The organism is Trebonia sp., from assembly GCF_030042015.1.
Taxonomy (GTDB): Bacteria; Actinomycetota; Actinomycetes; order Streptosporangiales; family Streptosporangiaceae; genus Trebonia.
On the sequence record NZ_JASIAL010000347.1, the window covers coordinates 23,347 to 35,175 of the forward strand.

Below are 11,829 nucleotides of genomic sequence, written 5' to 3' on the forward strand. Positions count from 1 at the left end.
CGCCGAGATAATGAGAGCGTGCGCCAAGGGGCGGAGGGAGAGCTTGAGAAAGAGCGGCTGACGGCGCTTGGCGGGCTGGCCGCCCTTTCGCTCGACGCGCTCTCCAGCGTCGCGTACGGGCCGGAGGCGATCCTCGTCGTCCTCGTCACCGCGGGCGCCGCCGCCCTCAAGTACAGCCTGCCGATCACGGGCGCGATCGTGGTGCTGCTCGCGGCGCTGGTGATCTCCTACCAGCAGGTGATCGAGGCGTTCCCCAACGGCGGCGGCGCGTACGCGGTGTCGAAAACGCACCTCGGCACGGTTCCGTCGCTGGTCGCCGCCGCGTCGCTGATCGTCGACTACGTGCTGAACGCCGCCGTCGGCGTGTCGGCGGGCGTCGAGGCCCTGACGGCCGCCTTTCCCGCGCTGTACGGCGCGCGGGTCTGGCTGTGCCTGGCCGTCCTCGCGGCGATCACCGGGGTGAACATGTGGGGCGTGGCCGAGTCGGCGCGTGTCTTCACGGTGCCGACGCTCGCGTTCGTCGCCTCGATGGCCGCGGTGATCGTCGCCGGCGCGCTGCGCGCCCACCCCGTGGTGCCGCTCGGGCACTCCCTTCCTTCGGTCACCGAGACGATCGGGACGCTGCTGATACTCAAGGCCTTCGCCTCGGGGTGCTCGGCGCTGACCGGGGTGGAGGCGATCGCGAACTCGGTGCCGCAGTTCCGTGTGCCGCGAGTGAAGCGTGCGCAGCACACGGAGCTGTGGCTGGGCGTGCTGCTTGGCGTGATGCTGCTCGGGCTCGGCGCCCTGATCCGCCGCTGGGACGTGGTGCCGCAGCCGGGCACGACCGTGCTCGCGGAGCTCACGGCGGGTGCCGTCGGCCACAACGCGCTGTTCTACATCATCCAGCTGATCACGCTGGTGCTGCTGTCGCTCGCCGCGAACACCTCGTTCGGCGGGCTGCCGGTGCTCGCCGGCCTGCTGGCGCACGACAACTTCCTGCCGCACGTGTTCGGGCTGCGCGCCGACCGCCGGGTGTTCCGCTACGGCGTCGGGGTGCTTGCCGTGGCCGCGGCGCTGCTGCTGATCGCCGCCCGCGGCGACACGCAGGACCTCGTGCCGCTGTTCGCCGTCGGGGTGTTCGTCGGCTTCACGCTTTCCCAGGTCGGCATGGTCAGGCACTGGTATACCGAACGCTCACGTGGCTATGTCGCCCGGGCATGGATCAACGGGATCGGGGCGGTGCTGACGTTCGCGGCCACCGTGATCGAGCTCGGCAGCAAGTTCCTCGAAGGGGCGTGGCTGGTCGCGGTCGTGATCCCGCTGCTCGTGCTGTTGTTCGTCTGGGTGCGCCGGATGTACACGCGGATAGGCCAGCAGCTGGGGATCGGCGAGGTTCCCGCGCACCCGGTGAAGCGGGCCTCGCTCGTGGTCGTCCCTGTGGCTGGCATGTCCCGGCTGACCGGCGAGGGCATCTCGGCGGCGCTGTCGCTCGGCGAGGACGTCATCGCGGTGACCGTGGTGTTCACGGACTCCGATGACGACCAGGCGGGTGACGTCTCGTTCCGCGATGAATGGAATGAGTGGCGGCCGGAGGTCCAGCTGGTCACGCTGCGGTCGGCGCATCGCTCGATAGCCAGGCCGATCGTGTCCTACCTGCAGTCGATCGAGGCGGAGGACAAGTACCACCGGCTTGTCGTGCTGATCCCCGAGGTGCAGCCGGCGCGGCCGTGGCAGTGGCTGCTGCACAACCAGCGCGGCCTGATCCTGGACCGCGCGATCCGCCACGGCACGCAGAACGTCGTGCTGTGCAGGCTGCGCTACCGGCTCGCCACGCTCGCCGCGGATGCCGCCGACGCCTCGGCCAGCCAGCAGTGACCGGGACGGCCACAGGCAAGCAGCCGAGGCTACCGCCCGATAACGTAAGACACGCCACCGGTTCGCTGATGGCAAGATATGCGGCATGGGGTTCCTTCGCGGCGATGAGGCGGTGACGCGGTGACGATGCCAGCGCGCTCTCAGCTGCCCGTTGCGTTGGTGACCGGCGGGAACCGGGGAATCGGCCTTGAGGTCTGCCGGCAGCTGGCCGCGCTCGGCTACGCGGTGGTCCTCGGGTCGCGGGACCTGCGCCGGGGCGAGCTCGCCGCCAAGGAGATCGACCCGGAAGGCGAGCGGATCACGCCGTGCCACCTCGAGGTCGACAACTCGGTGAACGTCGAGGCGCTCGGCGACTGGGTCCGCGAGCGGTTCGGCCGGGTCGACGCGCTGGTGAACAACGCCTCGACGCCGCCGGACCAGTGGGCGATCGCCGGCAACACCGACCTGTCTCCGGTCGCCGAGGCGCTGGACGTCAACTTGTTCGGCGCCTGGCGGGTGACGCAGACCCTGCTGCCGCTGCTGCGCTCAAGCCCGCGGCCGCGGGTGGTGAACGTGTCGGGCGAAGGCGGCTCGCTCGCGCTCATGCGCGGCGGGCGTCCCGCCTACAGCGTCTCGAAAGCGGCGCTGAACGCGCTGACCAGGCTGCTCGCCGGCGAGCTGTACAGAGACGGCATCCTGGTCAACGCGGTCTGCCCCGGCTGGACGCCGGACGGCGCCGGGGGGGCGGGGGGCGGGCGCTCCTACGCCCAGGGCGCGGCCAGCGTGGTCTGGGCGGTCACGCTCCCGAACGGCGGCCCGACCGGCACGTTCACCCGCGACGGCCGCGAGCTGCCCTGGTAACCGCGGTCAGCTGTTCCGGTCCGGCGCGGCGAGCGGCCAGCCGCCCGCCGCGAGGCGGGCGCGCACCCGGGCGATGTCGGAGGCGTGCGGCTGGGTGTGGGTGACGGTGGCGATCGCGGCCTTGATCGTCTCGGCGGAGTCCGGGTCGACCGAGGTCGCCAGTTCGTCCGCTATCGCGCTGACTTCGCTCTCGGTCAGCTGGCTGCCGAGCAGCGCGAACAGCGGGATGTAGTCCACGTCGGGCACGCCCTCGGGATAGCCGGCCCGCAGCCATCCGACGATCTTGCCAAGGAAGGGTGGCAGCGCCATGTTCTCAACCCTCTCGGTGAGGTTGCCTGGCGGGGACTGTGAGCGGCCGGGTCACTTCGAGGGGTGGCCGATCTGATAGACCTCGTAGACCCCCCAGCCGATGGCGGCCAGGATGATGAGGAAGCAGAGCACGGCGATCGCCGCGCCCACCACGCTGCCGCCGACGAGGACGTCGGAGTCGGCCCCCGCCGTCCGCGCGCTGCGGGGTCCCCGGGCCAGGGAGGTGATGCCGATCGCGAACAGTGCCGGCAGGCCGGCGCCCGCGACCAGGCCGAACACGACGATCTTCCACAGGGCGTTCAGGTTGATCCAGGACATTGCTCTGCTTCCCTGTCAGCTCAGGCCGCCGTGGCGGGCTCGGGCTCGGCCGGAGCGACCGCGCCCTTCCATTCGGCGTTGACGTTCTTGTGGTCCACCTTGGTGCCCCGGGACCTGAAGTAGATGAGCGCCGACAGCGCGGCCAGCACGATGAGGTCGACGACGACCCCGATGGTGCCCCCGATGCCGTGCGCGAGGCCGTATGCGGCTGCGCCGACGATCGCGGCCGACGGCAGCGTGAACACCCAGGTCGTAGCCATCCGGCCGGCGACGTTCCACCGGACCTCCGCGCCCTTCTTGCCGAGCCCGGTGCCGATGATGGACCCGGTGGCGACGTGCGTCGTGGACAGCGAGTAACCGAAGCTGCTTGACAGCAGGATGACGGCGGCCGAGGCGGACTCGGCGGCCATGCCCTGCGGCGACTCGATCTCCACCAGGCCCTTGCCCAGGGTGCGGATGACCCGCCAGCCGCCCGCGTAGGTGCCGATGCTGATCGCGAGCGCGCAGCATACGATCACCCAGATCGGGGCGTTGGAGCCCTTGGCCAGCGTGCCGTTCGCGATCAGCGCCAGCGTGATGACGCCCATGGTCTTCTGCGCGTCGTTGGTGCCGTGCGCCAGCGAGACCATGCAGGCCGACCCGATCTGCCCGATCCGGAAGCCGTGCCCGCGCGCGGACTCGCTGAGGTTGCGGCTGATCCGGTAGAGCAGCCAGGTGCCCGTGGCGGCGACGAGGGCGGCGATGATCGGCGAGCACACCGCCGGGATGATGACCTTCGACACCAGCCCGTGCCACAGCACGGCACTGCCGCCTGAGGCGGCTATCGTCGACCCGATCACGCCGCCGATGAGCGCGTGCGAGGAGCTTGACGGGATGCCGAACAGCCAGGTCAGCAGGTTCCAGATGATTCCGCCCGCCAGGCCGGCCGCCACGACGGTGAGCGTCACCACCGCGGTGTTCACCAGGCCGCTGGCGATCGTGGCCGCCACGGCCAGGGACAGGAACGCGCCGACGAAGTTGAGCACCCCGGATATCGCCACCGCGATCCGCGGCGGCAGCGCCCCCGTCGCGATCGAGGTCGCCATGGCGTTCGCCGTGTCGTGGAAACCGTTGGTGAAGTCGAAGCAAAGCGCCGTGATGACCACGAGGGCCAGCACCGTGTCGTTACTCACAGCCCGACGGTAAGCCGGCCTTAATAGGATCCGAAGGAACCAATGGTGTGCACAAATCGAACATTGCGGAAACAAAAGGTAACCGACAATTACCGACTTATCCGGACGAGGCGACGGCAGGGAGCCGTCAGGCGTCCTCGTCCGGCGGCTGGAACCGGTATCCCATCCCGGGTTCTGTGATCAGCCAGCGGGGCCTGGCCGGGTCCGGTTCTAGCTTGTGCCGCAGCTGGGCCATGTACAGCCGTAGGTTTCCCGTCGCGTTGTCGTAACCTGGGCCCCACACGTCGTTCAGGAGCTGTTTCTGGCTGAGCAGCTTGCCCGGGTTGCGCAGCAGCACCTCGAGCAGGTGCCACTCGGTGGGCGTGAGCCGGATGTCGGTGCCCCCGTCCTCGGTCCCCTGGGCGTGCCGCGTCACCCGCTTGGCCGTGAGGTCGACGGTGAGGTCGCCTAGCCGCACCCGGGGCAGGTCGTCGGCCGCGCCGACCCGCCGGGCCGCCGCCCGCATCCGGGCGAGCAGCTCTTCCACGCCGAACGGCTTGGTGACGTAGTCATCGGCCCCGGCGTCGAGCGCTGCCACCTTGTCGGAGCTGTCGGCGCGCCCGGACAGCACGATGATCGGCGCCGCGGTCCAGCCGCGCAGCCCGGCGATCACCTCGACGCCGTCCATGTCGGGCAGCCCGAGGTCGAGGATCACCAGGTCCGGGGGATGGGCGGCCGCCACGGCCAGCGCCTGCGCCGCGGTCGTCGCGATGTCCACCTCGTACTGCCGCACCCGCAGGTTGATGCGCAGCGCGCGCAGGATCTGCGGCTCGTCGTCTACGACGAGGACCCTGGTCACCGGGCCTTCTTCTCCCTAGTCACCGTGCGCGGCGGGCAGCGAGACCGTCATGGTCAGCCCGCCTCCCGGCGTGTCCTCGGCGGTGAGCGTCCCGTCCATGGCCTCGGTCAGGCCCCTGGACAGCGCCAGGCCGAGTCCCACGCCGGTCGTGTTGTCGGTGTCGCCGAGCCGCTGGAATGGCACGAACATCCGCTCCTTGTCCTGTTCCGGTATGCCCGGCCCGCGGTCGATCACGCGCAGTTCCACGCGGTCGCCGAGCACGCTCGCCGTCAGCAGCGGTGGCTTGCCCGCGGGGGAGTAGCGCAGCGCGTTCTCGATGAGGTTCACCACGACCCGCTCGAGAATCGCCGGGTCGGCGAGCACCGCGGGCACCGACTCGGGGATGTCCACGTCGATGTCGCGGCCCAGCGGTTCCAGGTTGTCCAGCGCCCTGGCGACGATCTCGTCGAGCCCGGTCGGCCGCGGGAACAGGGACAGCGCGCCGGCTTGCAGCCTGCTCATGTCCAGCAGGTTCTCCACAAGGTGGGTGAGCCTGTCCAGGGACTCGTCGGCGGTGGCGAGCAGCTCTTCCGTGTCGGCGGCGTCCCAGCGCACGTCGGGGGACCGCAGCGATGTCACGGCCGCCTTCGCCGAGGCGAGCGGCGTGCGCAGGTCGTGGCTGACCGCGGCGAGCAGCGCGGTCCGCATCCGGTCGGCGGCGGCGATCGGCTTGGCCGCCTCGGCCTCGGCGGCGAGCCGCTGCTGCTCGAGCGCGACCCCGGCGTAGGTGGCGAAGGCGCCGAGCACCCGGCGGTCGCCGGCGGGCAGCGCCCGGCCGGCCAGGGCGAGGGACAGGCTGCTGGTGATCGGCACGTTCACATCGGCGTCGTCGGGCCTGCGCACCGGGCGCTCCCCCGCGGCGGCGAGCACGGTCCACTCGGCGGCCGGCCCGCGTGCCGGGCTGCCCTCCGCGGCCTGGCGGCACTCGAGCAGGCTGGCCGAGCGCATCCCGAACGCCTCCCTGGCCCGGTCGAGCAGCGCGTCGAGCGTGCCCTGCCCGCGCAGGATGCTCCCCGCCGTGGTCGCCAGCAGCTCGGATTCGGCGTTGGCGCGCGCCGCCTGTTTCGTGCGGCGCGCGGTGGTGTCTACCACCCAGCTGACAACCAGGCCGACGGCGACGAACACGCCGAGCGCGAGCGCGTTGTTCGCCTCGGCGATCGTCCACTGGTGGATCGGCGGGGTGAAGTAGTAGTTGAGCAGCAGCGACCCGGCGATGGCCTCGAGCAGCGCGGGCACGAACCCGCCGGTCAGCGCGACCGCGATCACCGCCACGAGGAAGACGAGCACGTCGCTGGTCAGGTTGGCGCCCGACCGGAAGTGGGCCAGCGCGACCGTGACAAGCGGCGCGAGCACCGCCGCGAGCACATACCCGGCGATCTGCCGGCGCGGCGTGATTCCGCCCCGGTACCGGGGGAGCAGCCCCCACCGGCTGCCCACGTGCGCGTGCGTGACGATGTGCACGTCGATCGGTCCTGAGTCGCGGATGGTGCGCGACCCGATGCCCGGTCCCGTGAGCAGGGCGAGCAGCCAGGGCCGGCGGCTGGCGCCGAGCACGAGCTGCGTCGCGTTTTCCGCCTTGGCGAAGGTGAGCAGCGCCTCGGCGATGTCATCGCCGACGACCTGGTGGTAGCTGCCGCCGAGGGACTCGACCAGCTGGCGCTGCCTGGCGAGGTTGGCCGGGTTCGCGCCGGTGAGCCCGTCGGACTTGGTGACGTGCACCGCGAGCAGGTCGCCGCCTGAGGACCGGGCGGCGATCCGGGCCGCGCGCCTGATCAGCGTGTCGCCCTCGGGCCCGCCGGTCAGCGCGACGACCACCCGCTCCCTGGCCTCCCAGGTGGCGTGGATGTCGTGTTCTGCGCGGTATTTCTGCAGGCCCTCGTCGACCTTGTCGGCCAGCCACAGCAGCGCGAGCTCGCGAAGCGCGGTCAGGTTGCCGGTCCTGAAGTAGTTGGTCAGCGCCGCGTCGATCTTCTCCGGCGGGTAGATGTTGCCGTGCGCCATCCGGCGGCGCAGCGCCTCGGCGGTCATGTCGACGAGCTCAACCTGGTCGGCGGCGCGCACGACCGCGTCAGGCACGGTCTCCCGCTGCGGCACTCCGGTGATCTGCTCGACGACGTCGTTGAGCGACTCCAGGTGCTGGATGTTCACCGCCGAGATCACGTCGATGCCCGCGTCGAGCAGTTCCTCCACGTCCTGCCACCGCTTGGCGTTGCGCGAGCCGGGCACGTTCGTGTGCGCGAGCTCGTCCACGAGCGCGATCTGCGGCTCGCGGGCGAGCACCGCGTCGATGTCCATCTCCTCGAACGTGGCGCCGCGGTAGGCCAGCCGCGCCCGGGCAATGACCTCAAGGCCGTCGAGGAGCGCCGCGGTGTGCTGGCGCCCGTGCGGCTCCGCGAACGCGATGACGACGTCACCGTCGCGCTCGGCGCGACGGTGACCCTCGCTGAGCATGGCGTAGGTCTTCCCGACTCCCGCGGCAGCCCCGAGGTAGATGCGAAGCTGTCCCCGCGGCACCGCGCGGCCTGCCAAATGCCCAGCCATGCACTCTATAGTGCCGCAAAAACCGCTGGTCACTAGCGGGGCCTAACGCTTTCCATGCTCCCGGGGAGCCGCCGGGCTAGCGCCGCGGCGAGAAGTACGCGCTCGACCGGCGCTGCCACAGCAACACGACAGTGACCAGGCCGATCAGCCAGATCACGGCGCTTATCCCCTTGGTGGCGCCGAGCCCGCGGGTGCCCAGCGTGACCAGCAGGCCGAAGGTGTCCAGGCCGAACAGCACCGTGCCGGCGATCCTCGCCCAGGGGCGGGCCTGCTTGCTGGCGTAGGCGAGCCAGAGCCACAGCGCGATGACGGCACCCCCGGCGATCAGCACGTCGAGGCTGGCGATCCCCGCGAGCGACTGGACGGCCCGCGCCGACAGCAGCCGATGATTGGCCTGGAACGCCTTCTTGATGTCCCCGATGACCGCCAGGTTCACGAACGTCCAGAGCAGGCTGAACCCCGCGCCCGCGTACATGAGCCAGGCCGCGGCGTACACGGGCGTGGGCGGTCGCGGCGGCAGCGGCGCGGGCGCGTACCTGGACAGCGCGTCGGTCGCGGCGGGCGGCGGCCACGAAGCATGCGAGGTGGGCGGCCAGGACGCCGGCTGGTCCGGCCGGGCGGCGGCGCCGAACGGCGGGGCGGCCACGCTCGCGGTCGCCGCCGACAGGTAGCCGTCCCGCACCATCCCGCCCTGCCAGGCGCCTGGCTGGGCGGCGCGGATGACCTCGGCCACCTGGGCGGGCCAGAACGAGGTCGGCGTGGCGGCGATGGCCGGCCCGGCCCGCGCGATCATGGCGCCCAGGGCAGTCAGCCCCGGCCGTTCGGCATGATTCTTGGCGAGGCAAGCGGAGATCACGTCCCGCAGCGGCGCGGGGACCCCGGCCAGGTCCGGCTGCCCGGTGACCACCCGGTAGAGCACCGACGCGGCGCTCCCGCCCCCGAAGGGCGCGTTGCCCGTCGCCGCGTAGGCGAGCACGCAGCCGAGCGAGAACACGTCGCTGGCCGGTCCGGCCTGCCCGCCCTCGGCCTGTTCCGGTGACATGTAGCCGGGCGTGCCCACCACGATCCCCGCGGCGGTGACGGACGTGCCGTCGAACGCACGGGAGATGCCGAAGTCGATCACGTGCGGCCCGTCGGCCGCAAGCAGCACGTTGGCGGGCTTGAGGTCGCGGTGGACCAGGCCGCACGCGTGCACCGCCCCGAGCGCTTCGGCCAGCCCGGCGGCCAGCCGCCACACGGCCGCCCCGGGCAGCGGGCCGTGGCTGACGATCACGTCGGCGAGCGATGGTCCAGGCACGTACGCCGTGGCCAGCCAGGGCGGGTCGTCGTCGAGGCCGGCGGCGACGACCGGCGCGGTGTACATGCCGCTGACCGCGCGCGCGGCGGCCACCTCGCGGGCGAACCGGTGCCGGAACTCCCCGTCCCGCGCGAGCTCAGGGTGGATGACCTTCACGGCCACCGCGCGCCCGGCACGGGAGAAGCCGAGGTACACCCGGCCCATCCCGCCGGCGCCCAGCCGGGCGCGAAGCTGGTACTCCCCCACTGCCTGGGGGTCGTTCGCCGCAAGCGGTTCCATCCCTGCTCCCAAGACGCCAGCCAGACCGCACGCAGACATTACCCGCATCGGCCCGGGCACGTCGGCACATGGGTCAAACGCGCCCGCGTACGGGCCAGGCGGGCGCGTCAGGGCTGGTACCGGTAGCCCATGCCGGGCTCGGTGAGCAGCTGGCGCGGCCGGGACGGGTCTTCCTCGAGCTTGCGCCGCAGCCGCGCCACGTGGAACCTCAGGTAGTTCGTGCGGTTCTGGAAGTCCGGTCCCCAGACGCCGGTCAGCAGCTGAGCCGAGCCGACCAGCTGGCCGGGGCGGCGCAGCAGGACCTCAAGGATCCGCCACTCGGTGGGGGTGAGCCGCGGCTCTTCGGCCTGCGCCCCGTCCGGTCGCCACACCGCGTGCGCGGACAGGTCGATCGTCCACCTGCCGATCGTGGCCACAAGCGGGACCTGCGGACCTGGCTCGTCACGGCGCAGCGCGGCGCGGAGCCTGGCCAGCAGCTCCGCCATCGCGAACGGCTTCGTCACGTAGTCGTCGGCGCCGGCGTCCAGCGCGCCGATCTTGTCGCCGGGGCTGGTCCGGCCCGACAGCACGATGATCGGCGCGCGCGACCAGCCGCGGAACGCGGCGATCACGTCGGTCCCGTCCATGTCGGGCAGGCCCAGGTCGAGGATCATCGCGTCCGGCGGGCTGGTGGCGGCGGCGGCCAGCGCCTCCCTGCCGCTGGCGGCGGTCAGCACCTCGTATTTCCTCGCGCGCAGGTTGATCTGCAGCGCCCGGCGCAGCTGCCGCTGGTCCTCGACGACGAGGACAAGCGGCACCGGGCGTCCGGTCGGCCGGGAGAAATCCGGCTGACCGGACGCCGTGACCGACATCGCCGGCCTGCCTCAGGCTCCGGCCTCGGCATACTTGGCCTGGCCGGGCAGCTGGTCGAGGGCGATGTTCAGCAGCAGCACGTCCACCCTCGGCTCACCGAGGATCCCGAGCGTCCTGCCCTGGGTGTACTTGTTGACCAGCGCCTGGACCTCGGACACCGGCAGGTGCCGCGCCGCGGCGACCCGGGCGACCTGGATCTCGGCGTTCGCCGGGGAGATGTCCGGGTCGAGGCCTGAGCCCGAGGACGTCACCGCGTCCGGCGGGATCTCCGAGACCGGCACGTGGTCGAACTTGGAGATCTGCTCTTGCAGCTGCCTGATCTGGTTCACGAGCACCTGGTTGGTCGGCCCGAGGTTGCTCGCGCCCGAGTACAGCGGGTCGCAGCCGTAGTCGTTGCTCGCGCCGCTTGTGGCGGCCGACGGGCGGGGCTGGAAGTACTGCGGCAGCGGGTCGCCCGTGGCGTTCACGAACTCCTGGCAGAGCAGGCTGGAGCCGACGGTCCGCCCGTCGTAGCTGACCAGCGAGCCGTTCGCCTGGCTGTGGAACGCCAGCTGGGCGATGCCCCACATCGCCAGCGGGTAGATGATCCCGGTGATGACGGTGAACGCCAGCAGGGCGCGCAGCGCCGCGAGGTGCTGCCTGACGAAGACGGGAAGGCGATTCACTGACGGTCACCTGAATCCGGGGATGTTCATGACGATGAGGTCGATGCACTTGATCCCGATGAACGGGATGATCAGCCCGCCGACGCCGTAGATCCACAGGTTCCTGCGGAGCAGCGCCGACGCCGACGCCGGCCGGTAGCGCACGCCGCGCAGCGCCAGCGGGATCAGCGCGATGATGATCAGCGCGTTGAAGATGATCGCCGAGGTGATCGCCGACTGCGGGCTGTGCAGGTGCAGGATGTTCAGCTTGCTCAGGTCGGGGAAGGCCACCGAGAACATCGCGGGCAGCATCGCGAAGTACTTCGCGACGTCGTTGGTGATCGAGAAGGTGGTCAGTGCGCCCCGGGTGATGAGCAGCTGCTTGCCGATCTCGACGATCTCGATGAGCTTCGTCGGGTTGGAGTCCAGGTCCACCATGTTCCCGGCCTCTTTCGCGGCCGAGGTTCCCGTGTTCATGGCGACCCCGACGTCGGCCTGCGCGAGGGCGGGCGCGTCGTTGGTGCCGTCGCCGGTCATCGCGACGAGCTTGCCGCCCTCCTGCTCCTTCTTGATGAGCGCCATCTTGTCTTCAGGCGTGGCCTCGGCGAGGAAGTCGTCCACGCCGGACTCGTCCGCGATCGCCTTGGCGGTCAGCGGGTTGTCGCCGGTGATCATGACGGTCCTGATCCCCATCTTGCGCATCTCGGCGAACCGCTCGGCGATGCCCTCCTTGACGATGTCCTTGAGGTGGATCACGCCGAGCGCCCGCGCGCCGTGGGCGGGGCTGACCTCCGCCACCACGAGCGGCGTGCCGCCGGCCGCGGAGATGCCGTCGACGAGCGG

General features: G+C 71.3%; 11 protein-coding genes. 2 read left to right on the forward strand and 9 right to left on the reverse strand.

Annotation, left to right across the window (positions count from 1 at the left end):
- Window positions 1–18 precede the first annotated feature (18 nt).
- On the forward strand, window positions 19–1,857 hold the full coding sequence (locus tag Q1N79_RS18730; protein ID WP_300610655.1) for an APC family permease: 1,839 nt from the start codon (window positions 19–21) through the stop codon (window positions 1,855–1,857).
- 126 nt (window positions 1,858–1,983) lie between these two features.
- A complete protein-coding gene (locus Q1N79_RS18735; protein WP_300610679.1) occupies window positions 1,984–2,697 on the forward strand; it encodes an SDR family NAD(P)-dependent oxidoreductase in 714 nt (237 codons plus the stop codon).
- Between the two features lie 6 nt (window positions 2,698–2,703).
- Here Q1N79_RS18735 and Q1N79_RS18740 read toward each other — a convergent pair whose 3' ends face one another.
- The 9 genes from Q1N79_RS18740 to Q1N79_RS18780 all read right to left on the reverse strand — a co-directional run.
- Entirely contained in the window at window positions 2,704–3,006 is a 303-nt protein-coding gene (locus Q1N79_RS18740) for a DUF3349 domain-containing protein (protein WP_300610657.1), read from the reverse strand.
- 51 nt (window positions 3,007–3,057) lie between these two features.
- On the reverse strand, window positions 3,058–3,324 hold the full coding sequence (locus Q1N79_RS18745; protein WP_300610659.1) for a hypothetical protein: 267 nt from the start codon (window positions 3,322–3,324) through the stop codon (window positions 3,058–3,060).
- A gap of 20 nt (window positions 3,325–3,344) precedes the next feature.
- Window positions 3,345–4,496 carry an inorganic phosphate transporter gene (locus Q1N79_RS18750; protein ID WP_300610661.1) on the reverse strand — a complete coding sequence of 384 codons (1,152 nt, stop codon included), beginning with the start codon at window positions 4,494–4,496 and terminating at the stop codon, window positions 3,345–3,347.
- Between the two features lie 127 nt (window positions 4,497–4,623).
- Window positions 4,624–5,334, reverse strand: a complete 711-nt coding sequence (locus Q1N79_RS18755; RefSeq protein WP_300610663.1) for a response regulator — start codon at window positions 5,332–5,334, stop codon at window positions 4,624–4,626.
- Between the two features lie 15 nt (window positions 5,335–5,349).
- Entirely contained in the window at window positions 5,350–7,914 is a 2,565-nt protein-coding gene (locus Q1N79_RS18760) for a sensor histidine kinase KdpD (protein WP_300610665.1), read from the reverse strand.
- Window positions 7,915–7,990: 76 nt separating this feature from the next.
- Complete coding sequence (locus Q1N79_RS18765) at window positions 7,991–9,490, reverse strand: serine/threonine-protein kinase (protein ID WP_300610667.1); 1,500 nt, start codon at window positions 9,488–9,490, stop codon at window positions 7,991–7,993.
- Window positions 9,491–9,597: 107 nt separating this feature from the next.
- Window positions 9,598–10,341: a response regulator gene (locus Q1N79_RS18770; RefSeq protein WP_300610669.1), complete on the reverse strand. Its 744-nt coding sequence runs from the start codon at window positions 10,339–10,341 to the stop codon at window positions 9,598–9,600.
- A gap of 12 nt (window positions 10,342–10,353) precedes the next feature.
- Window positions 10,354–11,007, reverse strand: a complete 654-nt coding sequence (kdpC, locus tag Q1N79_RS18775) for a potassium-transporting ATPase subunit KdpC (RefSeq protein ID WP_300610671.1) — start codon at window positions 11,005–11,007, stop codon at window positions 10,354–10,356.
- Between the two features lie 6 nt (window positions 11,008–11,013).
- Window positions 11,014–11,829: HAD-IC family P-type ATPase (locus Q1N79_RS18780; protein WP_300610673.1), on the reverse strand; the 816-nt coding region annotated here is incomplete at its 5' end.

Bases quoted from the DNA above. Each gene is read 5' to 3' on its own strand.
- Q1N79_RS18735 (WP_300610679.1), top strand. From the start codon at position 1,984: ATGCCAGCGCGCTCTCAGCTGCCCGTTGCGTTGGTGACCGGCGGGAAC.
- Q1N79_RS18740 (WP_300610657.1), bottom strand. From the start codon at position 3,006: ATGGCGCTGCCACCCTTCCTTGGCAAGATCGTCGGATGGCTGCGGGCC.
- Q1N79_RS18745 (WP_300610659.1), bottom strand. From the start codon at position 3,324: ATGTCCTGGATCAACCTGAACGCCCTGTGGAAGATCGTCGTGTTCGGC.
- Q1N79_RS18760 (WP_300610665.1), bottom strand. From the start codon at position 7,914: ATGGCTGGGCATTTGGCAGGCCGCGCGGTGCCGCGGGGACAGCTTCGC.
- Q1N79_RS18765 (WP_300610667.1), bottom strand. From the start codon at position 9,490: ATGGAACCGCTTGCGGCGAACGACCCCCAGGCAGTGGGGGAGTACCAG.
- Q1N79_RS18770 (WP_300610669.1), bottom strand. From the start codon at position 10,341: ATGTCGGTCACGGCGTCCGGTCAGCCGGATTTCTCCCGGCCGACCGGA.